We start from the raw sequence: 25,526 nt of genomic DNA, 5'->3' as shown, positions 1-25,526 counted from the left end.
GAGCGCGGCGAGTTACGGAGAAGCAAGGAGAAAGCCCCGTCGTTCACGGCGGGGATGAATCCGACAACTATAAAACAATTCACATTCGATAGCAAGGCCGAGTCTCCCACGCTAATCCATACCTATACAAATAAATATTTCGTAGGCTGGAGTGATGAAGCGAGCCAACCAGTTCGACGTTCGCCCGCGCTCTGAGAAAGAGCGTGAGGTGTTCGTCCACTGGTTGGACGCTTCTGCGAGTCTCTGGAACGAGACGAACTACGCTCGCCGCCAAGCCTTCTTCTCAGACGAGGATGAAAGCGTCTGGGCCGCCGACACGGAGTCTCGAAGGCAAATACAAAGGCGTCCTCAGCAGTAGTGTCGCCCAGCAAATCATCCGCAAGAACTCCGAAGCGTGGCGGTCGTTCTTCTCCAGCAACGAGAAGTACCACGCCGGGGAACTCGATGAGAAACCGTCTCCACCGGGGTACTGGGGAAATGAGGAGGACGGGCGAGCCCTCCGAACCTACGTCCGCAACGATCAATACACCATCGAGTTCGGGGAGCGTTCCCGACTCGAAGTCCCGATTGGTTCTGAACTCAAAGAGGAGCTTGGGTTGAATCGGAACCAACGCTTTCGCGTTGAAGTCGCGGGCGACCCGAAGTGGAGCGGCGAGCAGGGCCGACTCGAACTCGTGTACGACGAACTCGCAGACACGTTCAGGGCTTTCCAACCAGTCACCATCGACGATTCTCGACTGGACTCACCACTGGCTTCCCACGAAGCCGCTCTGGACGTTGGCGCGAACAACCTCGTCGCCTGCACGACGACAACCGGCTCACAACTCCTGTACGATGGACACGAATTGTTCGAGCGGTTCCGCGAAACCACCGAGCAAATCGCGTACTATCAGTCGCTCCTCGAAGACCAGCACAAATCCAGTAAGCGAATCGACCGCTTGTACCGAAAACGCACGAATCGCCGCAACCACGCCCAAGACGCACTCGTCCGCGACCTCGTGGAACGGCTATACGACGAGGGTGTCTCCACGCTGTACGTGGGCGATATCAGGGGCGTGTTATCGACGCACTGGTCGGCGTGTGTGAACGAGAAGACGCACAACTTCTGGGCGTATCGGAGGTTCATCACCCGCCTCGAAAGCGTCTGCGAAGAGCACGGCATCGCGGTCGAGGAGGAGTCCGAAGCGTGGACGAGTCAGGAGTGCCCGGAATGCGGCGAGCGCGAAGAGACGATTCGCTATGAGGATTCGCTGGCGTGCCCGTGCGGGTTCAAAGGACACGCCGACCTCGTCGCGTCGGAATCGTTCCTGAGACGGCAGACAGAAGTCGGGCCGATGGCACGGCCCGTGTACCTCAAGTGGAACAATCATGACTGGCGGGAACACCACAACCCGCCCTCCATCACGGAGACAACGGCCAACGAGGCGTACACAAACCGGAGTACCACGTCGAGTGGGAATATCGCTCTCGGGGACTCAGACGACTGAGACCCCCACGAGAGGAATCCTCGCGCTTCAGCGCGGGGAGGATGTCAAAGGTCGACGCGATCGAACCGGTAGAGCGCGACGGCGATCGGGGCGACGATCCAGAACAGCAGGATGAGAAACGAAAACCAGTCCTGGAGGAAAAACGGCAGTTCCCCGCCGAACATCTGCTCGTTGAGTTCGACCTGCAATTCGATTGCGTCGACGTCGGTAACCAGCGTCAGGACGCTTCCGTAGGCTTCGCCGGGATCTATGTTCAGGATGAAGTAGACCCAGTCTTGCAGACGTTCGCCCTGGAACTCCTGTCCGTCGAACTCGCCTGTATAAGTAACGGTATCGAAGAAGAGTATCTCTCGCTCGGCCAGCAGGCCAAACATGGTCGACAGCGTGTTCCAGACGCCGTAGAACACGAGGAAGACGCCGGCCATCGCGGCACCGGCGATCGTCGTCGACTTGGTTAGCGACGAAAGCGAGACGGCGATACTCGTGTAGGCGACGCCGTAGATGATCGACATCCCGAGGAGACCGATGTAATCGACGATATCGAAGGCGCCGAGTAGCGCGGCAACGACCACTGCGGCAAGCCCGAAGCCGACGATCAGCGAGACCGAGAGAACCGCCGACCGGCCGATGAGTTTCCCGAGCAGGACGTCCTTTCGGGAGTGGGGCAAGGAGAGCAGAATCTTGATGCTCCCGGTTTCACGCTCGCCGGCGATGGCTTTCCAGCCGAGGATTAGCGCGATCAGCGGAATCACGACTCGCGTTATTTCGCTGGTAAAGAAGACGAGCATATCCGTCGTCGCCCCCTCCGCGGCGATATCTTCCCCGAAGTACGCGAGCGTTCCGGTGACCCCGACCAACAGCAGGAAGAAGAAGAAACTCAGTCCCCAGAACAGCCACGAGCGGATCGCGTCCTGAAAGTCTTTTTTCGCGATCGCACGCACGCTTTCGAGATTGACGGAGCTCGAGGGCGAGGGCGATGCCGAGTCCGATTCTGCGTCCCTCTCGAATCCGGTTTCGGAACTCATTGTGCTTCCACCTCCGAGCCGGTAGTGTACGACTGGAAGACGTCCTCGAGCGAGGCCTCACGCGTGGTGAAGTCCCGGACCTCGATTCCGCGGTCCTCGAGTTCGCTCAGTACGGCGGTCTTGGAGCCGTCGACCTGCACGACCAGCGTGGTTTCGTCTTCCGTGGTCGCGTCGGAGACGTCGGGCAACGAACGGACCGCCTGCAGCGTCTCGTCGTCTACGCGGTCGACGGTGACCCGAAGACTCGTTCCGCCGCTAACGGAGTCACGAAGCCCCTCGACGGTGTCGACCGCGACCATCTCGCCGTCCCGGAGGATACCGACGCGGTCACAGACCGCTTCGACCTGTTCCATGATGTGACTCGAGAAGAAGACAGTCGCGCCGCGAGCGTTCTCCTCGCGGACGATTTCGCGCATCTCGCGGGCCCCGTTCGGGTCGAGTCCCGTCGAGGGTTCATCCAGGATGAGGAGATCCGGCTCTCCTACGAGCGCCATCGCGAGCATGAGCCGCTGGGACATCCCTTTCGAGTAGCCGCCGGCTTTCTTGTCGATGGCGTCGACCAGGCCGACCCGCTCGAGCAGGGCTTCGGGCTCGTCGTCGGCGTCTTTCGAGTCGATAGCGAACTCGAGGTGTTGCCGGGCGGTGAGGCGGTCGTAGGTTTCGACGCCTTCGGGGAGGACGCCCGTTCGCGAGCGGATCTCGCGGCTGTGGGCCTGCGCGTCGAGGCCCAGGACGGTAACCTCGCCGGCCGTCGGCCGGATAAAGTCGAGAACGACGTTGATCGTCGTCGACTTGCCGGCCCCGTTGGGTCCGAGAAAGCCGAACACCTCGCCCTCTTCGACCCGAAACGAGAGGTCCTCGAGCGCGAGGGTCTGACCGTAGGACTTGGTCAGGTTGTCGACCGTGATAGCTGGCATAGCTGTGTGGTCACGACGTTCGCCGATAAGAGTTGTTACTTCGACGCAATAATCTTCCGTCTAAACACGAGGAACAAATACGCCGTCAGATTCGCTCGTCCGGGTTGTACTGTTCGGCGGTCCGCTCGACCTCGGTTGCGTAGCGATCTCTGGTGGCCTCGTCGGAGACTGGCTCGAGTTCGTCCTCGGGAACGTCCACGGCGGCGGTGACCGGCGACCCGGTCTGTAGTGACGTCGACGATCGCTCTCGCTGTTGGTATCGCGAGCCGTCGGGCGTCGCGTAGACGATTGTCACGAGGTTGCGGTCGTCGAACGTTCGTTCGACCAGCCAGCACCGGACCGTCGAGTCACTCATACTCCGTTTTTGCGGATCGACGACCGAGAATGTACCGTCTCTCGTTTCCCGTCTCTCACCTCTCGTCTCTCATCTTCCGTCTCCACCCTCCAGCCCCGGTTTCGCAGCCAACGGAACGCGCCGCGAGCTATTTCCCCCTCGACGGCGGACAGGGGAGTACGAACACCGATGCTCGGATCCTGGAGCGAGCACCTCGAGGAGTTGCTGTACGAAGGCGAACGCGAGCGACGACGCGTCGACCTCGACGCCGCGACGGTCGTCGTCACGAATCAGCGGGTGATCGTCTTCAGTACCGACGGCGACGCGGCGGACTATCGTCACGTCGACCGACCGAACGTCACGCGCGTCTCCGTCGAAACCGAGAGCGCGCCGCGACACCTGGTCTGGATGACGGTCCTGCTGTTCCTCGGACTCGGCCTTCTGTTGCTCGGCTCCGCGATTGATCTGGCCGACCGCGTCACCGGCGCCGGTCCGGAGGGCGGCGATCCCACGGGCGTCGTCGACGGGCTTTTCGAGACCATCCAGACGATTCTCATCGCGTTCGAACTCTCCATTTTCGCGGCCGGATTGCTCGTGTTAGCCGCTGCTGCGGTGATCTTCGGACGCTACATCGGGTCGCGTTCGCGACGCCTCGTCCTCCGTGTGAGCGGGGCCGATGACATCTCGGTGCCGGTCAGTGACGCCGACCTCGAGGCCGATCGGCCGATCGATCTCGTGGAAGCGATCGGGCCGACACCGCCGTCCGAGGCTGACGGCGTGACCCTCGCCGGTGACGCGCTGACCGAGTCCAAGGAGTCAGGCTGAAAGCCACTGACCTCCTAGGCCCGCCGATGAACGCCGACGGGGTTCGCGAGCGAGCGGGATCGTTACCGCGTGAGCCCGGCGTCTACCAGTTCCGGGCCGAAGGAACCACGCTCTACGTCGGGAAAGCCGTCGACCTCCGGAGTCGGGTCCGGTCGTACGCCGACCCGCGAAGCGCGCGAATTCGCCGGATGGTCGACCGCGCCGACGAAATCGAGATCGCCGTCACCGACACCGAGACGCAGGCGCTGTTGCTCGAGGCGAACCTGATCAAGCGCCACCAGCCGCGGTACAACGTCCGGCTCAAAGACGACAAGTCGTACCCGATGGTTCAGGTGACGAACCACGAGGCTCCGCGGATCGAAGTGACGCGCGATCCCGACAGCGAGGCGGGAAACGCCTCGAATACGGGCGGTGAAACCGCGAGTGGGGCCGCGACCGTCTTCGGTCCCTATACCAGCAAACGGCAGGTCGAGACCGTCGTGAAAGCACTGCGAGAGACTTACGGCGTCCGGGGCTGTTCGGACCACAAGTACGCGGGCCGAGACCGGCCGTGTCTGGACTACGAGATGGCCCTCTGTACGGCACCCTGTACCCGCGAGATCGACCTCGAGAGCTACGCGGAGGACGTGACGGCAGTCGAACGCTTCCTCGAGGGCGAGACCGGTATTCTCGCGGATCCGCTGCGCCGAGAGATGGAGGCCGCAGCGCAGGACCAGAACTTCGAGCGCGCGGCGAACCTCCGTGACCGCCTCGAGACCGTCGAGGCGTTCCACGGCGAGGGCGGCGAGGCGGTCCAGTCGGTCGGCGACGAACGGGCCGTCGACGTCCTCGGCGTCGCCATCGAGGGCGAAGACGCGACGGTCGCTCGCCTGCGAGCCGAACACGGCAAGCTGGTCGACCGGGATCGGCACACGCTCGAGGCGCCCGGGGCGGACGCGGTCGAGGCGACTCGATCCGGCGACGAGACGGGGGGCGGGCGGGGGACGGGATCCGGGACGGAAACAGGGACAGAGACAGGGACGGGGGGCATTCCCGCCGTTCTCGCGGCCTTCCTCGTCCAGTACTACGCCGAGCGCGATCTGCCCGACGCCCTGCTCCTGCCCGAACGCCACGGCGACGACGAGGTCGCGGCCTGGCTCGAGGCCGAGGGCGTCTCGGTCCGCGTGCCGGGTGCCGGCCGCGAGGCCAAACTGGTCGAACTCGCGCTGAAGAACGCCCGCCGGAACGTCGGCGGTCGCGACGAGTGCGGCATGCTCGCCGACGCCCTCGAGATCGCGTCGGCCCGCCGGATCGAGGGCTTTGACGTGAGCCACGCACAGGGGACGGCGGCGGTCGGGAGCAACGTGACCTTCGTCGACGGCAACGCCGAGAAAGCGGACTACCGCCGGAAGAAACTCACCGATCAGAACGACGACTACGACAACATGCGGGCGTTGCTCGAGTGGCGTGCCAGCCGCGCCGTCGAGGGTCGCGACGACCGCCCCGATCCCGATCTGCTGGTGATCGACGGCGGCGAGGGACAACTCGAGGCGGCCCGCGATGTGATCGCAGCGGTCGGCTGGGACGTGCCGGCGATCGCGCTGGCGAAGGCCGAAGAGCAGGTGATAACGCCGGATCGGCAATTCTCGTGGCCCAGCGACGCACCCCACCTCCATCTGGTCCAGCGGGTCCGCGACGAGTCCCACCGTTTTGCGGTGCAGTACCACCAGACGATCCGTGACGAGGTAAAGACGGTGCTCGACGACGTCCCCGGCGTCGGCCCCGAAACCAGAAAGCGGCTGCTCGGGCGCTTCGGGAGCGTCGAAAACGTTCGGGAAGCGAGCCTCGAGGACCTCGAGTCGATCTCGGGCGTCGGCGAGAAGACGGCGGAGACGATTAAATCCCGGCTCTAGGTCCCGTCGGTAGTGGACCACTTTCTGCCCGCGAAGCCGTTGCGAAGACAGGGATAGGTCTATCCTCGTCGATACCGTATGGTATCTGATGGCAAACGACGACGAACTCGACGACCTGCTCGACGAACTCGACAGTCAGGGGGACCTCGAGACGTCCCAGCAACTCCTGTCGATCCGGATGGAAAGCCGACGGTACGACAAGCCCGTAACGATCGTCGAGGGGTTCGACCTCGAGCAGTCCGAGGTCAAATCGATCGCCTCGGAGCTGAAGAGTTCGCTGGGGACGGGTGGAACGGTCGACGAGGGACGGGTCGAACTCCAGGGCGACCACCGTGACCGCGTTCCGGAGTTACTTCGCGACCGCGGATTCGACGTTCAGGAGTGACGTACCCCACAGCGAGCGATGTTGGGAACCGGTGTCAGGGTCGAAGTCACTTTATGCTACCCGTCGCAACTACGCGTATGAAGATTCGTCCGGCGGAGCCAGACGACTTTCCGGCGATCAAGGCCGTTGCCCGCCAGACCTGGCACGACACCTACGACGAACTCGAGGACGACCTGATCGACCGGACGGTCGACAACTGGTACACCGACGACTCGATGCCGCTTCGGGCACCCGGTACGGTCGTCCTCGTCGTCGAGGCGGACCCGCGCGCCGCGGACGAGAGTGGGATGAGGGACGGTGAGGACAGCGAAGACGGCGAGAACGGCGAAATCGTCGGTTTCACCCACGCGGTCGCCCAGGGAGAAACGGCCGATATTCTCCGGATGTACGTCAAACCAGACGCGCAAGGCGACGGGGTCGGAACCGACCTGCACGAGCGTCTAGTCGAGCAACTCGAGGTCTACGACGTCGACCGAATTCGCTCAATTGACTTTGCGTTCAACGACACCAGTCGCCGATTCTACGAGGGGCTGGGGTTCGAACAGACCAATACGGGCGAGGTCGAAATCGACGGCAACTACTACGACGAGGCGGTCTACACGCTCGAGTTGTAGCCTCTCAGAACTCCTCGGACGGGGGCGCAATTCCCTCGTCGCCGCCCTCGAGTTCGAACTCCTCGCGGACCTCCCGAATTCGATCCCGGATATCCGCAGCCAGTTCGAACTCGAGGTTCCCCGCCGCTTCTTCCATCCGGCTTTCGAGTTCCTCGATGTAGCGGGCGGCCTCGTCGTCGTCGGCGAGTTCCTTCCCGGAGACGCTCGAGGTGTCGGTCTTCGAGCCGGGCAGGTTCGTCTCGCTGACCTCCTTCTCGATCGTGGTCGGCTCGAGGTCGTGTTCCTCGTTGTACTCCTGTTGGATCTCGCGGCGGCGTTGGGTCTCGTCGATCGCGGACTCCATCGCGTTCGAGGGGTCGTCGGCGTAGAGGACGACCTCGCCGTTGACGTTTCGGGCGGCCCGTCCCATCGTCTGGACGAGCGTCGTCTCCGAGCGCAGGAACCCCTCCTGATCGGCGTCGAGAATCGCCACCAGGGAGACTTCGGGGATGTCCAGCCCTTCCCGCAGGAGGTTGATCCCGACGAGCACGTCGATCTCGCCTAATCGCAGCGAACGGATGATCTCGTGGCGCTCCAGGGTGTCCGTCTCGTCGTGCATGTAGGCGACGTCGACGCCGGACTCCTCGAGATATTCGGTCAGATCTTCGGCCATCCGCTTCGTGAGCGTCGTCACGAGGGTTCGTTCGTCGCGCTCGATCCGGTCGTCGATTCGGTTTATCAGGTCGTCGACCTGCCCGCTGGCGTCCGAGACCTCGATCTGCGGGTCCACGAGGTGGGTCGGTCGAACGATCTGTTCGACGATCTGGTCGCTCTCCTCGCGCTCGTAGTCGCTCGGCGTCGCGCTGACGTACAGCGTCTGGTCGGTCTTTTCCTCGAACTCCTCGAACGTGAGCGGCCGGTTGTCGTAGGCGGTTGGGAGTCGGAACCCGTTGTCGACCAGCGAGTCCTTTCGGGACTTGTCGCCGGCATACTGGCCCCGAATCTGGGGCAGCGTCACGTGGGATTCGTCGACCACGGTCAGGAAGTCGTCGGGGAAGTAGTCGAGCAAGGTGTACGGTGCTTCGCCGGATTCGCGATCGGAGAGATACAGCGAGTAGTTCTCGATCCCCGAACAGTAGCCCGTCTCCTGCATCATCTCGAGGTCGAACGTGGTCCGTTCGTCGATTCGCTGGGCGGCGATCATGTCGCCCTTGCGCTCGAAGTACGAGATCCGGGAGTCCAGATCGTCGCGGATCTCGTCCATCGCGTTCTCGAGTTTCGTCTCGGGAATCGAGTAGTGCTCCGCCGGGTGGATCAATACGGCCTGCTGGTCGCCCTGGGTCGTGCCCTCGAGCGGATCGACCTTGACCATACGGTCGATCTCGTCGCCCCAGAGCTCGACGCGCACCGCGTAGCGGCCGTACATCGGATAAATCTCGACGGTATCGCCGCGGACGCGGAAGGTCCCCTGCGTGAAGTCGACGTCGTTGCGCTCGTAGTTCAGGTCGACGAGCTGTTTTAACAACTCGTCGCGGCCGACCTCCTCGCCGACCTCGAGTCGGAGCGACATGTCGATGTAGTTGCGCGGATCACCGAGGCCGTAGATCGCGGAGACCGAGGCGACGACGATGACGTCCTCGCGGGTGAGCAGCGAGCGGGTCGCGGAGTGGCGCAGTCGGTCGATCTCGTCGTTGATCGAGGCGTCCTTGTCGATGTAGGTGTCGCTCTGTTCGACGTAGGCTTCGGGCTGATAGTAGTCGTAGTAGGAGACGAAGTACTCGACGGCGTTTTCGGGGAAGAGGTTCCGAAACTCCTCGTACAACTGGGCCGCCAGCGTCTTGTTGTGGGCGATGACCAGCGTCGGTTTCTGCACCTCCTCGATCGTCCACGAGACGGTGTTGGTCTTCCCCGACCCGGTGACGCCGAGCAGCGTCTGTTTGTCCATTCCCGACTGATAGCCCTCGGCTAACTGTTCGATCGCCTCGGGTTGGTCACCCGCGGGTTCGAACGGGGCGTCGACCGTAAACGGTCGATCGACGTCGGGACGATCCGGCTGGAGGGGACCTTTCGTGTCGTTCACGGTTAGCCGCTATAGGAATTGCACGTACTTCACCCGCACGCTTCGCGAACGCTCGAGCGGGCTGGCTCGAGGGTTATCCTCGAACGCCGTCGGTTCGTGACTCCCTCGAGCGAGGTGCTATCAGACGGTGTCCACGATATCTCAGCAACTGACCCAAAATGCCAGATAGAAAATGGTATACAAGAACTACCAAAATTCCATTATAAGTTTGTCGTGGTGCTGGAACGATCGAAGTAGCCAGATAGAGACGTATTTCGGGGTTATAGATATCTTCACCCACTGATTCCGAATTTGTTCTTTGCGACGATTGATCCCGGAGCTATTTAGTAGCCTGTCTATTTATACGGTTCATAAATGGATATGTAGTGTATAGTATTGAGCTATATACAAACACCAACCGCCCGTTCGAGAAATTCGAAGAACATATGGGATCGAGATATAGTAACTGGATGTATAGAAAACATCGGTTATATTACTATAATGTCTATTAGATATATTGTGGTTAGCCTCCGCTCGAGATTCCCTTTCAGCACGTTCTCCGCCCGGAGAAGCACAGTTGAAAACTCGAACAGGAACGGCTGACATAATTACATAAGTACCTTTGTAAACACCGAGCAATGAACTGTAGTCCGCGTCCCTCGAGTATACACTGAACCGATTGGCACGCTGCTCACGGCGGCATGCCGCCGTTCGCACGGTTCGCGGGACCGGTGATCCCGCGCTATTCGCGTTCCGCGGTTCTCACTCACTCCGTTCGTTCCGAACCGCGCTCCCGTCTTGCGATCTGACGTACAATGATGTCGGCTAGTGACTATTATTGACCAATAGCCGATCGAGAACAGCTGTTCAGTATCGCCGAACGTCTATGTGTGCTGGATGTTGAGTTCGATAACGTTCGCGACGCCGAGGACAGTTTCCGGGAGTTCCGTATTGAATCGCTCCCCTTGCATTCTATGCGTCGGGCCGGCGACACTAATTGAGCCGATTACCGAATCCGTTCCGTCGAGGATCGGCGCTGCAACGCTTCGAAGCCCGTTTAGGCGCTCTTCGTCGTCGTATGCGATCTGCTCTTCTCGGATCGTCTCGAGTTCTTCGGCGAGCACTTCTCGATCCGAAATCGTGTTTCGGGTGACTTCCGGCAAGCCGTGCCGATCGATGATCTCGTTGCGGCGCTCCTCGGGGAGAAACGCCAGGATCGCCTTTCCGAGCGCCGTACAGTGGATCGGAACTCGATCGCCGATACACGTATCGATACGAGCAGCCTCCGGTCCGCGACTCCGGTAAATGAAGACGCTGCGGCCGTGCTCTTCGGTCATCAGCGCCGAGATTTCGCCGGTCTTCTCGACGAGTTGGTCGACCTCGGAGCGTGCGACCTGATACAGTTCGTGCTGGTTGCGGGCGGTTTCGCTGATCTGGAGAAACTTCAGGCTGGTCCGATAGCTGCCGTTTTCGCGAACGACGTACTCGGCGCGCTCTAACGTGCTCAGGTGGTTGTGGACGGTGCTCTTGGGCAGTCCGACGTAGTTCGCGAGCTCGGAGACGCCCGCGCCGTCGAGTTCGTTCAGCGCTTCGACGATGTCGAACGCGCGATCGACCGCCTGTATTCCCCCCGACTCGGGTGCTGTCATACCATACCAATGGACATCGCCCCACATAAGTGTTCAGTATGGTGGAACGCCTTGTGAAACATTACCACACAATGAACGTGGGAATAATTCCGATTATGGACGAAATACGAAAGTAATCGTCCGATGCGATTGCTATTGGCAGAGATTGCTGAAATATAGGGGACGAATGGACGAACGACGGATAGGCGACGACCGGCTATATCCCATATCGTGGAACGGAAAGTGGGGACAACGAATATACCGCTCGCAGCCGACTAGTCTCGTATGACCGATACCGAGCCCGCCGACCCGTGGGGGATAACCACCCTCGAGATCTTCGAACGACTCGACCGGACGCTCGAGGGTACGGCTGATCGAGCGGTCGCCACCGTCGTCGGCGTCGACGGCTCCGCGTACCGACGACCGGGTGCAAAGATGCTGCTGGGAGACGACGGATCGACCTACGGCGGAATCACGGCCGGCTGTCTCGAAGGCCCGCTCCAGAACGTCGGGCGCGACGTCATCGCGGACGGCTCGCCGACCGTCGTCACGTTCGATCTCACGGCCGACGACGACGGCTGGGGACTCGGCCTCGGCTGCGAGGGAATCGTCGACGTCCTCGTCGAACCCGCGGACGGATCGTGGCGCGACCCCGTCGACGCGTTCACGACCGGCGAAGCGCGGTCGCTCGTCACCGTGATCGACGGCTCCGACTCGATCCCCGTCGGTGCGCGCGCGATAGTGCCTCGAGCGGGAGCGGCGATCGATCCCGACGACAGACCGTCCGTTCCGCCGGCCGTTCTCGAGTCGGTGCTGGACGACGCGCGGGACCTGGCTGGCGACGGCCGCTGGGAGCGCCGAACGGTCGATACCGAGGACGGCTCGGTCGAACTCTTTATCGACGGCATCGAACCGGCGACGAAACTGCTCGTTTTCGGCGGCCAACCCGACGTTCGGCCGGTGACGCGCCTGGCTCGAGAGGTCGGTTTCGAGGTGACGGTCGCGACCGCTCGGGGCGGACAGGCGGACGAATCGTCGTTCCCGCGGGCCGATCGCGTCCTCGCCACGCACCCGAGCGAGATCGACGAACTGGTCGACGATCGCACGTCCGTCGTCATCATGTCACATAACTTCCTCGACGACCGACTGGCACTCGAGTCGTTGCTGGAGACGTCGGCGCCGTTTATCGGACTCATGGGGCCGCGCGAACGGTTCCAGCGATTGCGGGGAGAACTCGAAGAGGACGGGGTAACGCTGTTTGAGGCTGACCGCGAGCGGATCGCCTCGCCGGTCGGTCTCGACCTCGGCGGCGGCGAGCCGATCGAGATCGCGATGAGTGTCGTTTCGGAAGTGCTCGCGGTGAGTAACGGCCGAGGCGGGGGCCGATTACGCGACCGCGAGGGCCGGATTCACGATCGATCGCCGTCGGAGTCGGAGTCCGAGCCGGAATCCGAAGCGAAATCTGAATCGGAACCCGAGTCCGGGGCACGGTCCGACTGACCGCGCCGGAGTCGGTCCCGGTCCGCCACCGTGTCGACGTCGATGTGAATCCCGCCATCCCGTACGGCGACGCGACGAACGTCGGCCGTATCGAACAGCGCTCGGCCGCCGGTATCGCCCGAGACGTCCAGCAGGTCGTCGAACAGAGCGGCATCGAACAGGACCGGATTTCCGCGTCGCCCGTCTCGAGTCGGCACGATGACGTCGCCGCCGCCGTCCCGATACGTTGCGACGATTTTCTCTACGGTCGTCGGATCGACGCAGGGCATATCGCCCGGCAAAAAGAGCGCGGCGTCGGCACCGCGGTCGCGGGCGGCACGAGCACCCGCTCGGACGGACGTGCTCTGGCCGCGATCGTACGACGGATTGCGTCTCGTCTCGTCGACGTGAGCCGCGACGGCCTCGCGGACGGCGTCGGCCTCGTGACCGAGGATCGCGATCGTGTGATCGACGGCGTCGACGGCGAACGTGCGAGCGGCGCGGCGGACGATCGGGTCGTCGCTCCGCCGAAGGGGGTCGCGTTCGTCGGTCTCGCTGCTCGCAGCGTCCGCGGCGTCTGCGTCACCGCCGATCGTCGCGAGCAGTTTGTTCCCGTCCTCGAACCGGGTCCCGAGACCCGCCGCGAGCACGATGCCGACGAGTTCGCCCATCGTTACTCGAGTGCGACGCCTTCGGGTCCGCGGGGCAGGTAGTCCTGTCCGCCCGGTTCGGCGAGCAGTTCGCCGTCCTCGACGGCGACCTCGCCGCCGACGATGGTGTGGGTCGGCAGGCCGGTCAGTTCCTCGCCGTGGAACGTCGAGTAGCGCGGTTCCATCGTGTGATAGAAGTCGTCGTCGACGACCGCACTCTTCTCGAGGTCGACGATGACCATGTCGGCGTCGGAGCCCTCGGCGATCGCCCCTTTACGCGGGTACAGACCCCAGCGCTTGGCGTTGTTGGTCGAACAGACCTCGACGAGTCGCTCCATGCTGATCCGGTTCTTGTTGACGCCCTCGCTCATCATGACGGGCAGGAAGTACTCGATACCGTTGTTGTCCCCGGGGATGGCGTCCCAGATGTCGCCGTGTTTGCCGGTGTCCTTCTCCTTGAACTCGAGTTTGTGCGGGCAGTGGTCGGTGCCGACGTAGTCGACGACGCCGTTGCGAAGCCCCTCCCAGAGGCGCGTTTTGCTGTCTTCGCCACGGAGCGGCGGGGAGATCTTGCCCCAGACGCCGAGATCGTCCTGCTCGTAGGTGTGGGAGAGAAACGCCGGCAGGGTCTCCGCGTGGAGGTTAACGCCCTGCTCCTGGAAGCGCTTGCAGATGTCGACGCCTTCGCCCGTGCTCATGTGGACGATGTACGCTCGGGAGTCGGTGTACTCCGTGAGGCGGCCGATCTGTTCGATCTGCATCGCCTCGCAGATGTTCGGTGCCGACTCGCTCCAGGCTTCCAGGTCGTTGCGGCCCTCCTCCTGGAGTTCCTTCCGGCGCTCGATCGCGAGGTCCTCGTTTTCGGCGTGGAACATCACGACGCCGTTGGGGATGTCGGATACTTTGTCGAGGACCTTGTAGACGCCGCCCGCGTCGGAGTGATCGATCCCGAGTTCGGGCGAGGCGTTCTTGTACCAGTTGAAGAAGACCTTGTACGAGCGGATTCCCGCCTCGGCGAGGTCCTCGATTTCCGCGACGTGGTGGTCCTGATGGACGATCGCGTGGTAGGCGAAGTCGATGTAGGAGTTCTCTTCGCCGGCGCGCTTGAAGAAGTCCATATCCGGCACGTAGGGCTCCTTCTGGAGGAGGAAGTTGACGACCGACGTCACGCCGCCGTGGATGGCACCGCGCGTTTCGGTCTCGAAGTCGTGCTCGAGTCCTTCGTGGTAGTCGAACTCGTACCGGGAGAGACCCCAGTGAACGTGGGGATCGATGAACCCGGGGATCAGGTAGTTGCCCTCGGCGTCGATTTCACGGTCCGCTTCGGGGAGATTTGACTCGGTTCCGACGCCGACGATAATGCCGTCGTTCGCTGCTACACCGCCGCTGATAGTACCGTTCGGCGTGACGACTCGCGCATTGGTCACTCGAAGGTCTGCGGTCGATTCGACCATACGTATGCTCTCTCACCCGACCTACTTGAGTGTAACCCGTTTGTGGTGCGATATCACCGGTCACAGCGCAACGTTTATGTTTCGGTCAGGATACGTACGATGTATCCATGAGTACAGATAGCACAGGCGAGTACGACGGTCCCGTCACCGAAGAAATCACCGTGACCGTCAACGGCGAACCTATCACCGCAGAGGTCGAACCGCGGCTCAAACTCTCTGACTTCCTTCGCAACGAGTGCGGTCTCCGCGGGGTTCGAGTCGGCTGCGAGCACGGTGTTTGCGGGGCCTGTACCGTCCAGCAGGAGGGACGAACGGTAAAGAGCTGTCTCTCGTATGCGGTCCAGGCGGACGGCAAGGAAATCTCGACCGTCGAAGGGCTGGCCGAAGACGGGTCCCTCCACCCGATTCAGGAAGCGTTCCACGAGACCCACGCGCTCCAGTGTGGGTTCTGTACGAGCGGGTTCGTCATGGCCGCCAAGGAACTGATCGAGGAGAATCCCGACCCCTCTCGAGAAGAGATCGAAGAGGGGCTGGCGGATAACATCTGTCGGTGTACCGGCTACCAGAACATCTACGAGGCCGTCGAACGCGCCGCAGACGAGATGGACGCGACAGCGGAAACGGAAACGGGAACGGGAACGGAGGAGTAACCATGTCCAAGTCACAGCCAGGCGAGACGGAGACCGAAACGGAGCGAGAATCGTCGTCCCAGTCGTTCACGGGAACGGGTCTCCCCCGAGTTGAGGATCACCGGATTCTGACCGGTAAGGCCGAGTACATCCACGACATCACGCCGGAGAACTGCCTCCATATGACGCTCGTGCGCAGCATGCACGCCCACGCCGATATCGCCTCCATCGACGCGAGCGAAGCGGAGGCTCACCCCGAGTGCGAACTCGTCCTCACCGCCGAGGACCTCAAAGAATCGTATCATCCGATGCCGACAGGCGTCGGTCGGGTCAAAATCGGCGCCACCGGCGAGGCCGTCGAACTCCCCGAGTGGGCGCTGGCCGACCAGACGGCTCGGTTCGTCGGCGAACCGGTCGCGCTGGTCGTCGCCTCCAACCGCTACGCGGCCGAGGACGTCGCCGACCTCGTCGAGGTCGAGTACGACACGCTCGAGGCCGTCGCCGACGGGATGGACGCTCGCGAAGACGAGGTCGTCCTCCACGAGTCGATCGGCACGAACGTCGTCGACAACGAACACATCGAGTTCGGCGATCCCGACGCGGCCTTCGAGGAAGCCGACCACGTCGTCGAGGGCGAGTACTCCTGGGGCCGCATCTCCGGCGTTCCGCTCGAGACCGCAGGCGTCGTTGCCCAGTACGACGAGGAAAGCGACTCCTTCGACATCGACTGTAACATCCAGTTGCACACGCTCGTCGACGACATGATCCACGAACCGCTCGGCTACGACGCCGACGATGTGCGAATCAGCGTTCCCCCGGACGTCGGCGGCAGCTACGGGACGAAGATCGGGATCCACCGCTACTGCTGTCTGGCTGCGATGGCGAGCAAGGAACTCGAGCGTCCGGTGAAATACGAAGAGGATCGAATCGAGAACCTTCAGGGCGGCGACATGCACTCCTCCGACCGCGAGTACGAGGTTCGAATGGCCGTCGACGACGACGGCACGATGCGCGGGCTCGACGTCTGGTTCGTCGACGACTTCGGCGCGTTCCCCCGGTATCCGATCAATCAGGTGCTGAAGCCGCTGTCGGTGGTAACCAACTCCTACGAGATCGATGACGTCAGCTACGAGTACGATCTCGTGTTGACGAACAAAACCTCGCAAACCGCCTACCGCGGATTCGGCGTCGATCCGCACATCTACGCCCTCGAGATGCTCGTCGATCAAGCGGCCCGCGAGATCGGAATGGATCCGACGGAGTTCCGCCGACGGAACCTGATCACGCCCGATCAGATGCCGTACACGCTGCCCTCGAAGAACATCTACGACTCGGGGGACTACCCCGCGACGCTCGACCGCATCGAAGAGATCATCGAGGACGAACGGGACGGCGGCCTCCTCGACCCTGAGGTCGTCGAATCGAAACGCGAGGAGGGGAAGTACCGCGGTGTCCAGCCGAGCGTCATCATCGAACCCGGCGTCAGCGGCTCCGACTGGACGGACCGACAGCGCTCCAACCGGGAGGCGCTCGACGAACGGTCCCGGGACGAGGTCGAGGAACTGCCCGAACACCTCCGCGCCGAACTCCGGGAGGACGGAACCGTCCACGCGTTCCTCGCGACCGACTCGTCGGGACAGGGCCACCAGACGCTGGTCTCGCAGTTGCTCGCCGACGAACTCGAGATTCTTCCCAGCGACATCGAGGTCGGCTACCTCGACAGCGTCGACGCGCCGACCGAGTACGGGAGTGCGGCCTCGCGGATGGCCGTCATGCTTTCGGGAGCGACCGTCGGCGTCGCGGAACGACTCGTGGAAAGCGCGGTGGAACTCGCGGCCGACCACTGGGGCGTCTCGACGGATGACGTTACCTACCAGGACGGGACCGTCGAACGGCTCGACGCCGACGGCTCGTTCTCGCTCGCGGACCTCGCCGAACTCGACGCCGAGCGCGACGAGCGACTCACCAGCGTCAGCTACAACTACGATCACCCGGCGACCGAGTACGAGGAGTTCGACGAGGCGCTCGCACAGAAGTTCCCGGTCTATCCGACCGCCGCCTTCGGCGCGAACGCGCCCATCGTCGAGGTCGACGTCGAAACCGGCGAGGTCGATATCCTCAAGTTCTACACCGTCCGCGACTGCGGCACCATGCTCAACCCGATGATCGTCGAGGGACAGGCCCACGGCGGCATCGCTCAGGGCGTCGGCGCGGCGCTGCTCGAGGAGTTCGGCTACGAGGACGACGGCCAGCCCCAGGCGATTACGCTGTTCGACTACCTGCTGCCCTCTATCGAGACCGTCCCCGAGATCGAGATGGAGCACACGGAGACGCCGTCGCCGTTCACCGAAACCGGCGCGAAAGGCGTCGGCGAGGGCGGGATGATCGACGCGCCCGCGAGCATCGCGACGTCGATCAACGCGGCGCTCGATCCCCTCGAGATCGACGAACCCGCGAATCGGATCCCCGTCTCACCGGATCACCTCCGGACGAAGCTCCGAGACGACGAATAACCGACGTCCTCTCTTCTGACGGTTTCGCGGCGTTCGACGTTCGAAACGTAGCTCCCTCTATCAGATCGTCGCGATCAATCGGCCACGCCGAACGGGAACGGGAACGGATCCGCAAAAAGAGGGTCGTCCGCTTACGCTGCTTCTTCTTCCAGATCGATATCGAAGTCCTCGAGCGCTTCGGGCGGTGCGGCCTCGAGTTTCGATTCTGCTCCTTCGCCCGCTTCGACGGCGGCTTGCATGTCGGCGAAGTACTTCTTGACCAGGCGGTTCGTGACGCTCTTTAACGCTCGGCCGCCGAGGCTGACGATCGTTCCGGACACGTCGGCTTTCGCCTCCCAGGCGACGGTCGTCCCGCCGTCTTCCTGCTCGATCATCTCCATCGTCGCAGTCATCTCGAACTCGTTTCGTGGTGCGTTTCCTTCGGCTTTGAGCACCAGTTTCTCGGGGTATTCGAGCTCCGTGACGATGGCGTCGACGTTGAACTCCGGCTTGACGCTGCCGACGCCGACTGCTAACACGGCCGTGATCTCGTGGGGTGATTCGAGGACCATCTCCTTGCAACCCGGCGCACACTCCGCGAGCACGTCGGGGTCGGTGAAGTACGGCCAGAGTTCTTCTCTCGACTGTTCCATCTCGTTTTCGCCGCTAAATTCTAACATAGTGATTTAGGCTCCGTTCGCTTGTTCTGCTGTTACTGCGCGTTCGTACGACGTTTCGAGCGAGCGTTTCGCGTACTCGCCGGCCACTTCCTCCTTGTACTCTCGGTCGGCGTGCATCTCTCCTTCAGGCGTGACCGCCGCCGTCACGAGCTCGCTCGCCTCCGCGAGCGCCTCCTCGGAGAGCGGCTCCCCTTCGAGGACGGCCTCCGCGTCTTCGACGCGAAGCGGAATGTCGGCGGCGTTAGCCAGCGCAATGCGTGCGTCTTCGACGACTGGGTCGTCCGCGTTCGGATCGTCGACCCGGATCGCAGTCGCGGCGCTGACGGTCGGCCAGGTCTGGGCGGCTCGCTTGAGTTCCAGAAACGCCATTCCCGTTCGGTCGGTCGGGAACGGCTCGGTCGGGATCGAGACGGACTCGATGATCTCTTCCTCGCGTAGATCCGTGAACATGTAGGCGATGAAGTACTCGTCGGCGGGAACCTCGCGCGTTCCGTCGGCCGAACGCAGGTGAAGCACGCCCTCGAGCGCGACCAGCGCCGCGGGGTAGTTCCCGGCGGGATCGGCCTCGCCGATACTGCCGCCGATCGTCCCCTGGTTTCGAACCGACGGACCGGCGATCTGTTCTGCGGCCTCGGGAAGCATCGGCACGGCCTCCTCGAGGCGGTCCGACCGCTCGATCGTCCGGTGTCGGGTCATCGCCCCGACCCGGACTGCGTCGTCGTCTTCGTCGATAAACGCGAGTTCGTCGACGCCGTTGAGATCGATGAGGTGCTCGGGCGTTGCGAGTCGGTTCGCCATCACGATGCCCAGCGACTGGTTCCCCGCGAGGAGTTCGGCCTCCTCGAGGTCGTCGAGCAGGGTAAGGACCTCCTCGACTGAATCCGGCCGGTGGTGCGTGAACGGTGCCGGCTTCATGGCCACTCGGCGCGGTGTGACCTGAAGGTACTCGTCGCCAGCCGATGGCCGAACCGAGTTCGGTGCTGGGGGGTGTTACAGATAATCATGTGTCGTTCACACAGACATCGTATCCTTTACTCAACAGTACTAATAAGTGTTGTTCCGTGTTCCCACGGTGAACGATCGCTGGAGTAACCATTGGTGGTGACTGCATACCTGATCGCGCGGTTGGAGTGTGGTGGCGCCTCGTCTTTTCGGCGCCGACTTATCCCACCGATGACACTGATCGCTCCCGTGACGTCCTGGATTTCGGGGTTTCGCCCGTTCACGTAGGTTTAAGTGACGAGACGGTAATGACGTAGGTATGCTCGATGGCTACGAGATGCACGACCTGACACAGCCGTGGTCACAGGATACGCCGGCATGGCCGACGTACGACAACCCCAAGGTATGGTACGAAAAGAGCCTGGATACCGAGAAGGTAAACGGGCAGAAGATCGAATTTATGAACCACACCGGGACCCACCTCGACGGCGAGAAACACTTCGTCGCACACGGGCGAGACATCGAACAGGTGGGACTCGACGAACTCGTCGGCGACGCGGTCGTCGCGGACATCTCCGACAAGGTCGGGGACTACGACGTCTACACGAGCGAGATGATCGAGGACGTCTGTGACGTTCGCGAGGGCGACATTCTGTTCATCCACACGGGCTATCAGGAGTACGCCTGGCACAAGGAGAACGCGGACCCGCACCGCTTCTTCTGTAAACACCCCGGTCCGAACGCGGAGTTCGCCGAATGGTGTAAGGAGATGGACATCAACTACCTGATCCTCGACTGTGGGAGCGCGGACCACCCGATGAACACGGTCGTCCGCGACATTCGACCGGAACTCGCCAAGGAAGCCGCAGACCACCTCGGCGTCGACGATCTCGACGAGATCTTCCCGCCGGAAGGCTACCAGCTGATGCACACCGAACTGTTCCCGGAGGGCATCATCCACGTCGAGAACGCACAGGTACCCGAAGAACTGCTCAACGAGCGCGTCCAGATCGGGACCTTCCCGTGGCGGTTCCGCGGCGGCGAATCCAGCGTCTGCCGCTGCGTCGCGTTCGAATAACGACCCCCCACGCTTTTCGTTTCGACCGCTGAATACGAGTCATGAGCTACTGCCTCCTCGTTCAGAACGCGTCGGTACCGGACCAGCAGGGGCTGGCTACCATCGCCGTCTCGGACGGACGGATCGATTCGATCGCCCTCGATTCGGATCCGGTTCCCGAACTCGATCCCAATTCGATGTCGTCCGACGCTGACGAGTCAACAGCTACGGCCACGGTGATCGACGCCGACGGCGGCCTCGTCGCCGCCGGCTTCATCGATCCGCACGTCCACCTCGACAAAGCCTACATCGCGCCGGATCTCCCGCCGAACGAATCCGGCACGCTCGCCGAGGCGATCTCGAGCATCCATAACCGCAAGGCCGACTACACCCTCGAGGACGTCCGCGACCGTGCGATCCGTGGGATCGAGGCCCACGTCAGGAACGGCTGTACGCGCATCCGAACTCACGTCGACGTGGACACGATCGGCGGCCTGACGCCGCTCGAGGGCGTGTTGGCCGCCCGGGAGGCCTGTTCCGGGATTGCCGACGTCGAAATCGTCGCGTTCCCCCAGGAGGGGATCCTGCAGGACGACGGCACCGCAGACCTGCTCGAGCGTGCCCTCGAGTCGGGCGCCGACCTCGTCGGCGGAATGCCGGACAACGAGCGGACGGACGCCGACCGGCGCGAACACGTCGATATCTGTCTCGATCTGGCCGACCGCTACGGCGTCGGCGTCGACATGCACGTCGACGAGACCGACGATCCCGCGGCGCGGTCGCTCGAGTATCTCGCCGCCGAGGTTATCGATCGCGGATTCGACCGCCCGGTGACGGCGGGCCACACCTGTGCACTGGCGGCGTACGACGATCCGCACGCGGCGCGGGTGATCGATCTCGTCGCCGAGGCGGGCCTGACGGTGATCACCAACCCGCCGACGAACCTCCTGTTACAGGGACGTCACGACGGCCATCCGAAGCGCCGCGGGATCACCCGAGTCGACGAACTAGTCGACTCGGGAGTCACCGTGGCGGCCGGTCAGGACTGCCTTCTCGACGGGTTCTACCCGTACGGACGGGCCAGCATGCTCGAGACGGCGCTGCTCACTGCACACGCGGCCCAGCTTACCACACCCGCGGAGCGACGGCTCGCGTGGAACTTTGTCACCGCAAACGCAGCGACCGTTCTCGGGTGCGATCACGGGCTCGAGCCCGGGGCTCCGGCTACGTTCAACGTCTTCCCGAGCGAGGTCGAGAGCCGCCACGAGGCGATTCGCCGCGGTCGATCGCCTCGCTGGGTGGTTCACGAGGGGAGCGTCGTGGCCGAAACCGAACTGGAGTCGACCGTTCACCGGTAACAGAGCGGGGTACCTGCCGTGGGTGGCGGTGAGAGCTGGCGGCGATCGTTGTCGGTTGAGGTCCGACCCGTCCTTACCGGTGGAAGTCGACCGACCGATCGGATTCTTCGTCGCCGTTTTCGCGGATGACGCGCGTGCTCGCGGGTTCCGTTCGGGCGATTTCGCGACCGTCCTTGAGCACCAGCGTTCGCGGCGCTTGCGTTCGAAGCGCGTTAAACGGATCGGGGGCGTCGTAGACGACGAGCGACCCTTCGGCGCCCGCCGCGAGGCCGTAGTCGTCGACGCCGAAGACCTCCGCGTTCGCTTCGGTGAGCATCTCCCAGATCGGTTCGACGTCGCCGCGGCCGCTCATGTGGGCGTAGTGGAGTAGGACGAACGCGGCGTCGAGCGGATCGCCCCGTCCGTAGTGGTACCACGGATCCATCACGGAGTCGTGCCCGAGTCCGACGGTGACGCCGGCGTCTCGAAGTTCGTCGATCCGGGTGTGACCGCGTCGCCGCGGATAGTCGTCGTAGCGACCCTGCAACACCGCGTTGTCCGGCGGGTTGGTAACCACGTCGACATCGCTCTCGGCGAGCAGGGAGATCACCTTCGCCGCGTAGCTGTTCGGATACGAGTGCATCGCCGTCGTGTGACTTGCCGTCACGCGGTCGCCGATCCCGCGTTTGATCGACTCGCTGGCGAGCACTTCCGTAAAGCGAGAGCCGGGATCGTCCGTCTCGTCGATGTGGGCGTCGACCGGCCGGTCGTACCGCTCCGCGAGGTCCATCGCGAGTTCGACCGAGGCGACGCCGTCCTCGCGGGTGTGTTCGTTGTGCGGAATCGCACCGACGACGTCCGCGCCCATCTCGAGTGCCTCCCGAAGCAAATCCTCGTGTGACTCGTCCGTAAAGACGCCGTCCTGGGGAAACGCGACGACCTGGAGATCGACCAGATCGGCGACGTCCTCGCGAAGTTCGATCAGCGCCCGGACGCCGGTCAGTGACGTTTCGGTCGTGTCGGCGTGCGTTCGAACGCGGGTCACGCCGTTGGCCGCGAGCCACTCGATCGCCTGCTCGGCTCGGGCTTTGACGTCGTCGGCCTCGAGTGACCGCTTTCGCTCGCCCCAGATACCGATCCCCTCCGCGAGGGTCCCCGACTCGTTCCAGCGGGGCTCGCCCGCGGTCAGGGTCGCGTCGAGGTGAAGGTGTGGTTCGGTCAGCGTCGGCGTTACGAGCCGGCCGTCCGCGTCGTACCGCCGGTCGTCCGGGACGGTCGAGGGATCGATCGAGCCGGCGTCCTCGAGCCGGCTGATCGCGCCGTCTTCGATCGCGATGTCGACCGACGATCCGTCGCGTGTCGTTGCATCGGTGACGAGCCACGTGGTCATACGGATCCCATTCGCGCCAGTAGCCTAATAGACCTACTGCTCGTCGTTCGACCATGACCGGGCCAGAATGCCGATGTTGGCCGTTCTCCGAGAGCTATTGGTCAGTTGTCGAAAAATTTCATTATAGGTGAGTTATATACCGTGTGTAATGGCAGCACGTGACGATGGATTCGACTGGCGACGTATCGTATTCGGCCACGAGGATCTTCCCGATCCTGACTACCCCCTAGATCACGTCCCGAAGGACGAACGGAAAGGACTGATTAGCCTCTCGGCAGTGCTGCTCGGGCTCGTCTTCTTTGCGGGGACGATGTGGGCGGGTGCGGAGGTCAGTGCGGCGATGGGCTTTCAGGAGATGTTGAGCGCGATGGTCGTCGGGCACATCATCCTCGGCGGCTACGTCGCGCTCCTCTGTGCGATCTCCGCGAAGGCGGGGCTTACGACCGTCCTGTTGGCCCGGTACTCGTTCGGTCGGGTCGGTGCGAAATGGGCGGATCTGCTGCTGGGCGGGACGCAAGTCGGCTGGTTCGGCGTCACCATTCCGATGGTGGCGATCCCGACGGCGACGTACTTCGGCCTCGAGAGTGCGGCGATGGTCAGTGCACTGATCCTCATCTGGGGACTGTTGCACATGATGACGGCGTACTTCGGCTACGAGGGGATGGAGAAGCTCTCGTACGTCGCCGTTCCGTTTCTCGTCCTCGTCGGCGTTCTCTCGATCTACCTCGCGATCGGTGATGCCGGCGGCATCGACGGTCTGTTGGCCCAGACCGGCGGCGGCGAGATGACGTTCGGTCTGGCGGTGACGATCGTCGTCGGGACGTTCATCAGCGCCGGAACGCAGGCGCCCAACTGGGCACGGTTCGCCATCAACTCTCGAATTGCGTTCTGGGCGGGACTGATCGCCTTCCTCGTCGGCAACAGTTTCCTCTTTCTCAGCGGTGCGGTCGGCGGCGCCGTCTACGAGGTGACGCCGCAGGGAGACCTCTACGAAGTGCTGGTCGCACAGGGACTCGCGACCGTCGGCCTGATCGCACTCATCCTGAACATCTGGACGACGAACGACAACGCGGCGTACGCGTTCAGCGTGGCCGGTGCGGAGGCCTTCGAGTTCGATCGCAAGCGCCCGTTCGTCATCGCGGGCTGTCTGATCGGGATCGCGCTCGCACTGGCCGGCGCTGACGCCCTCTTGCTCCCGTGGCTCGAGTTGCTGGGACAGTACATCCCGCCGCTCGGCGCGATCATTATCGCCGACTTCCTGCTGTGTTGGCGCGATGGTATTCCCCGGATGGACGACATTCAGTTCACGAGCGTCCGCTGGACCGGCGTGATTGCGTACGTGGTCGGCTGTCTCGTCGCCGTCCTGACCGCCGGCTCGATCGTTCCGGGCGTCACGGTGTCGGCACCGATTCCGGGGATGGCGGCGCTCAACGGCATGCTCGCGGCAACGGCTGCCCACATCGTCGGCTACTACGCCCTCGAGAAAACCGGTATTCTGTCGGCACACCGGATTCCCGAGGACGCGGATCGAGTCGATAGCACCCGCTGATCGGAACTCCAACTGAACGCGACAAAAGATGTCGATGGCGTTCGGCAGGATCGTTACCGGACGACGAGCACGGGAATCGACGACCGACGCGTGACCTTTTCCGCGACGCTTCCCAGAAGGACTCTGGCGACGCCGTCCCGGCCGTGGCTACCGATGACGATCATATCGTACTCTCCGTCCTCGGCGCGTTTGACGATCAGTCGGTCCGGTCGGCCTCGGCCGCGTTCGGTCTCGATTTCGACGCCGTGCTCGGCGGCCAGCGTTCGAGCCCCCTCCAGATACTCCTTGGACTGCTTTTGCTCCGGCTCGTCGTCCGGGATATCGCCTGTCATTCCGGACAACGTCCCCAGATCACCCTGCCCCGTTTCCATGGCGTGTAACACCGTAATCGAGGCCTCGGGGAACGTTTCGACCGCGTACTCGAGTGCCGCTTCTGCTTGCTTCGATCCGTCGACTGGTACCAGGATGCGTTCCGGCATACATGTCGTATAGTTACGGAGAAACATATACCTCCCCCAACATCTAAGAAATTGGGAACACCGGGCCGCGAGCGGGGGAGAGAAGCCGTGAAATCACCGACCACCCGATCGGCGACTCGTCTGGCGATTGGGAGAAACCGTTTCATACGGTCCGTCGTTCCTGCGTTCCGGAGCGACCGCAGTGCTCGCGATCGCTCCGGCACCGACGTACACCTGTCCGCATCAGTTATGCCGATAGTCGCG

At 63.0% G+C, this 25,526-nt stretch carries 21 protein-coding genes and 1 pseudogene; 11 read left to right on the top strand and 11 right to left on the bottom strand.

The annotated features are described in order from the left end of the window. Positions 1–154: 154 nt before the first annotated feature. Positions 155–1,487 (top strand): annotated as a pseudogene (locus GS429_RS11320) (RNA-guided endonuclease InsQ/TnpB family protein). 44 nt (positions 1,488–1,531) lie between these two features. Here the strand turns inward: GS429_RS11320 and GS429_RS11315 are convergent. The 3 genes from GS429_RS11315 to GS429_RS11305 form a co-directional block, all read right to left on the bottom strand. Beyond that, positions 1,532–2,512: an ABC transporter permease gene (locus GS429_RS11315; RefSeq protein WP_160065467.1), complete on the bottom strand. Its 981-nt coding sequence runs from the start codon at positions 2,510–2,512 to the stop codon at positions 1,532–1,534. Next, positions 2,509–3,429, bottom strand: a complete 921-nt coding sequence (locus tag GS429_RS11310; RefSeq protein ID WP_160065466.1) for an ABC transporter ATP-binding protein — start codon at positions 3,427–3,429, stop codon at positions 2,509–2,511. The genes GS429_RS11315 and GS429_RS11310 overlap by 4 nt, the downstream gene beginning before the upstream one ends. 85 nt (positions 3,430–3,514) lie before the next feature. Further along, positions 3,515–3,784 carry a DUF7967 family protein gene (locus tag GS429_RS11305; protein ID WP_160065465.1) on the bottom strand — a complete coding sequence of 90 codons (270 nt, stop codon included), beginning with the start codon at positions 3,782–3,784 and terminating at the stop codon, positions 3,515–3,517. Positions 3,785–3,952: 168 nt separating this feature from the next. Between GS429_RS11305 and GS429_RS11300 the strand changes: the two genes are divergently transcribed. The 4 genes from GS429_RS11300 to GS429_RS11285 all read left to right on the top strand — a co-directional run bounded on the left by GS429_RS11300 (position 3,953) and on the right by GS429_RS11285 (position 7,479). Beyond that, a complete protein-coding gene (locus tag GS429_RS11300) occupies positions 3,953–4,588 on the top strand; it encodes a hypothetical protein (RefSeq protein ID WP_160065464.1) in 636 nt (211 codons plus the stop codon). A 26-nt stretch (positions 4,589–4,614) separates the two neighbouring features. Beyond that, positions 4,615–6,480 carry an excinuclease ABC subunit C gene (locus GS429_RS11295; protein ID WP_160065463.1) on the top strand — a complete coding sequence of 622 codons (1,866 nt, stop codon included), beginning with the start codon at positions 4,615–4,617 and terminating at the stop codon, positions 6,478–6,480. 88 nt (positions 6,481–6,568) lie between these two features. Then, positions 6,569–6,865, top strand: coding sequence for an SUI1 family translation initiation factor (locus GS429_RS11290; protein WP_160065462.1), 297 nt, complete (start codon positions 6,569–6,571; stop codon positions 6,863–6,865). A 77-nt stretch (positions 6,866–6,942) separates the two neighbouring features. Continuing rightward, positions 6,943–7,479 carry a GNAT family N-acetyltransferase gene (locus GS429_RS11285; RefSeq protein ID WP_160065461.1) on the top strand — a complete coding sequence of 179 codons (537 nt, stop codon included), beginning with the start codon at positions 6,943–6,945 and terminating at the stop codon, positions 7,477–7,479. Between the two features lie 4 nt (positions 7,480–7,483). Here the strand turns inward: GS429_RS11285 and uvrB are convergent, their stop codons facing one another. Together uvrB and GS429_RS11275 are read right to left on the bottom strand one after the other, a co-directional pair. Next, positions 7,484–9,538: an excinuclease ABC subunit UvrB gene (uvrB, locus tag GS429_RS11280; protein ID WP_328821357.1), complete on the bottom strand. Its 2,055-nt coding sequence runs from the start codon at positions 9,536–9,538 to the stop codon at positions 7,484–7,486. 863 nt (positions 9,539–10,401) lie between these two features. Continuing rightward, positions 10,402–11,166: an IclR family transcriptional regulator gene (locus GS429_RS11275; protein ID WP_160065460.1), complete on the bottom strand. Its 765-nt coding sequence runs from the start codon at positions 11,164–11,166 to the stop codon at positions 10,402–10,404. Between the two features lie 264 nt (positions 11,167–11,430). Here GS429_RS11275 and GS429_RS11270 point away from each other — a divergent pair, with 264 nt between their 5' ends. After that, positions 11,431–12,645 (top strand): XdhC family protein, encoded by a 1,215-nt coding sequence (locus GS429_RS11270; protein WP_160065459.1) that lies wholly within the window; start codon positions 11,431–11,433, stop codon positions 12,643–12,645. Here the strand turns inward: GS429_RS11270 and GS429_RS11265 are convergent. Together GS429_RS11265 and GS429_RS11260 are read right to left on the bottom strand one after the other, a co-directional pair. After that, positions 12,555–13,295: a nucleotidyltransferase family protein gene (locus GS429_RS11265; protein ID WP_160065458.1), complete on the bottom strand. Its 741-nt coding sequence runs from the start codon at positions 13,293–13,295 to the stop codon at positions 12,555–12,557. The genes GS429_RS11270 and GS429_RS11265 overlap by 91 nt on opposite strands. Positions 13,296–13,297: 2 nt before the next feature. Further along, positions 13,298–14,728 carry a dihydroorotase gene (locus tag GS429_RS11260; protein WP_160065457.1) on the bottom strand — a complete coding sequence of 477 codons (1,431 nt, stop codon included), beginning with the start codon at positions 14,726–14,728 and terminating at the stop codon, positions 13,298–13,300. Positions 14,729–14,835: 107 nt separating this feature from the next. Between GS429_RS11260 and GS429_RS11255 the strand changes: the two genes are divergently transcribed. Then, complete coding sequence (locus GS429_RS11255) at positions 14,836–15,378, top strand: (2Fe-2S)-binding protein (RefSeq protein WP_160065456.1); 543 nt, start codon at positions 14,836–14,838, stop codon at positions 15,376–15,378. A gap of 2 nt (positions 15,379–15,380) precedes the next feature. Further along, positions 15,381–17,870, top strand: a complete 2,490-nt coding sequence (locus GS429_RS11250) for a xanthine dehydrogenase family protein molybdopterin-binding subunit (RefSeq protein WP_160065455.1) — start codon at positions 15,381–15,383, stop codon at positions 17,868–17,870. A 131-nt stretch (positions 17,871–18,001) separates the two neighbouring features. Here GS429_RS11250 and GS429_RS11245 read toward each other — a convergent pair whose 3' ends face one another. Then, positions 18,002–18,502, bottom strand: a complete 501-nt coding sequence (locus GS429_RS11245) for an SRPBCC family protein (RefSeq protein ID WP_160065454.1) — start codon at positions 18,500–18,502, stop codon at positions 18,002–18,004. Positions 18,503–18,535: 33 nt separating this feature from the next. After that, positions 18,536–19,444 carry an FAD binding domain-containing protein gene (locus GS429_RS11240; protein WP_160065453.1) on the bottom strand — a complete coding sequence of 303 codons (909 nt, stop codon included), beginning with the start codon at positions 19,442–19,444 and terminating at the stop codon, positions 18,536–18,538. Positions 19,445–19,790: 346 nt separating this feature from the next. Here GS429_RS11240 and GS429_RS11235 point away from each other — a divergent pair, with 346 nt between their 5' ends. Both GS429_RS11235 and GS429_RS11230 read left to right on the top strand, forming a co-directional pair. Further along, positions 19,791–20,549, top strand: a complete 759-nt coding sequence (locus GS429_RS11235) for a cyclase family protein (RefSeq protein ID WP_160065452.1) — start codon at positions 19,791–19,793, stop codon at positions 20,547–20,549. A gap of 41 nt (positions 20,550–20,590) precedes the next feature. Continuing rightward, on the top strand, positions 20,591–21,886 hold the full coding sequence (locus tag GS429_RS11230; RefSeq protein WP_160065451.1) for an amidohydrolase family protein: 1,296 nt from the start codon (positions 20,591–20,593) through the stop codon (positions 21,884–21,886). 73 nt (positions 21,887–21,959) lie between these two features. On the opposite strand, the gene GS429_RS11225 is transcribed toward GS429_RS11230, so the two are convergent. After that, positions 21,960–23,255 (bottom strand): cytosine deaminase, encoded by a 1,296-nt coding sequence (locus tag GS429_RS11225; RefSeq protein ID WP_160065450.1) that lies wholly within the window; start codon positions 23,253–23,255, stop codon positions 21,960–21,962. Positions 23,256–23,403: 148 nt separating this feature from the next. Here GS429_RS11225 and codB point away from each other — a divergent pair, with 148 nt between their 5' ends. Then, complete coding sequence (gene codB / locus GS429_RS11220) at positions 23,404–24,804, top strand: cytosine permease (RefSeq protein ID WP_160065449.1); 1,401 nt, start codon at positions 23,404–23,406, stop codon at positions 24,802–24,804. A 53-nt stretch (positions 24,805–24,857) separates the two neighbouring features. Here the strand turns inward: codB and GS429_RS11215 are convergent, their stop codons facing one another. Next, positions 24,858–25,283 (bottom strand): universal stress protein, encoded by a 426-nt coding sequence (locus GS429_RS11215; protein ID WP_160065448.1) that lies wholly within the window; start codon positions 25,281–25,283, stop codon positions 24,858–24,860. Between the last annotated feature and the right edge of the window lie 243 nt (positions 25,284–25,526).

Origin of the sequence: Natronorubrum halalkaliphilum (assembly GCF_009834785.1) — an archaeon.
Classification (GTDB): Archaea; Halobacteriota; Halobacteria; order Halobacteriales; family Natrialbaceae; genus Natronorubrum; species Natronorubrum halalkaliphilum.
The sequence above is the reverse complement of the archived record's forward strand: the minus strand, read 5'-3'. Positions and strand labels throughout refer to the sequence as shown.

What these genes read in the sequence shown, in the direction of transcription:
- GS429_RS11275 (WP_160065460.1), bottom strand. Translation starts at nt 11,166, where the DNA reads ATGACAGCACCCGAGTCGGGGGGAATACAGGCGGTCGATCGCGCGTTC.
- GS429_RS11230 (WP_160065451.1), top strand. Translation starts at nt 20,591, where the DNA reads ATGAGCTACTGCCTCCTCGTTCAGAACGCGTCGGTACCGGACCAGCAG.
- GS429_RS11315 (WP_160065467.1), bottom strand. Translation starts at nt 2,512, where the DNA reads ATGAGTTCCGAAACCGGATTCGAGAGGGACGCAGAATCGGACTCGGCA.
- GS429_RS11260 (WP_160065457.1), bottom strand. Translation starts at nt 14,728, where the DNA reads ATGGTCGAATCGACCGCAGACCTTCGAGTGACCAATGCGCGAGTCGTC.
- GS429_RS11215 (WP_160065448.1), bottom strand. Translation starts at nt 25,283, where the DNA reads ATGCCGGAACGCATCCTGGTACCAGTCGACGGATCGAAGCAAGCAGAA.
- codB (WP_160065449.1), top strand. Translation starts at nt 23,404, where the DNA reads ATGGCAGCACGTGACGATGGATTCGACTGGCGACGTATCGTATTCGGC.
- GS429_RS11305 (WP_160065465.1), bottom strand. Translation starts at nt 3,784, where the DNA reads ATGAGTGACTCGACGGTCCGGTGCTGGCTGGTCGAACGAACGTTCGAC.
- GS429_RS11310 (WP_160065466.1), bottom strand. Translation starts at nt 3,429, where the DNA reads ATGCCAGCTATCACGGTCGACAACCTGACCAAGTCCTACGGTCAGACC.
- GS429_RS11225 (WP_160065450.1), bottom strand. Translation starts at nt 23,255, where the DNA reads ATGACCACGTGGCTCGTCACCGATGCAACGACACGCGACGGATCGTCG.
- GS429_RS11235 (WP_160065452.1), top strand. Translation starts at nt 19,791, where the DNA reads ATGCTCGATGGCTACGAGATGCACGACCTGACACAGCCGTGGTCACAG.
- GS429_RS11250 (WP_160065455.1), top strand. Translation starts at nt 15,381, where the DNA reads ATGTCCAAGTCACAGCCAGGCGAGACGGAGACCGAAACGGAGCGAGAA.
- GS429_RS11290 (WP_160065462.1), top strand. Translation starts at nt 6,569, where the DNA reads ATGGCAAACGACGACGAACTCGACGACCTGCTCGACGAACTCGACAGT.
- GS429_RS11300 (WP_160065464.1), top strand. Translation starts at nt 3,953, where the DNA reads ATGCTCGGATCCTGGAGCGAGCACCTCGAGGAGTTGCTGTACGAAGGC.
- GS429_RS11285 (WP_160065461.1), top strand. Translation starts at nt 6,943, where the DNA reads ATGAAGATTCGTCCGGCGGAGCCAGACGACTTTCCGGCGATCAAGGCC.
- GS429_RS11255 (WP_160065456.1), top strand. Translation starts at nt 14,836, where the DNA reads ATGAGTACAGATAGCACAGGCGAGTACGACGGTCCCGTCACCGAAGAA.
- GS429_RS11245 (WP_160065454.1), bottom strand. Translation starts at nt 18,502, where the DNA reads ATGGAACAGTCGAGAGAAGAACTCTGGCCGTACTTCACCGACCCCGAC.
- GS429_RS11270 (WP_160065459.1), top strand. Translation starts at nt 11,431, where the DNA reads ATGACCGATACCGAGCCCGCCGACCCGTGGGGGATAACCACCCTCGAG.
- GS429_RS11265 (WP_160065458.1), bottom strand. Translation starts at nt 13,295, where the DNA reads ATGGGCGAACTCGTCGGCATCGTGCTCGCGGCGGGTCTCGGGACCCGG.
- GS429_RS11295 (WP_160065463.1), top strand. Translation starts at nt 4,615, where the DNA reads ATGAACGCCGACGGGGTTCGCGAGCGAGCGGGATCGTTACCGCGTGAG.
- GS429_RS11240 (WP_160065453.1), bottom strand. Translation starts at nt 19,444, where the DNA reads ATGAAGCCGGCACCGTTCACGCACCACCGGCCGGATTCAGTCGAGGAG.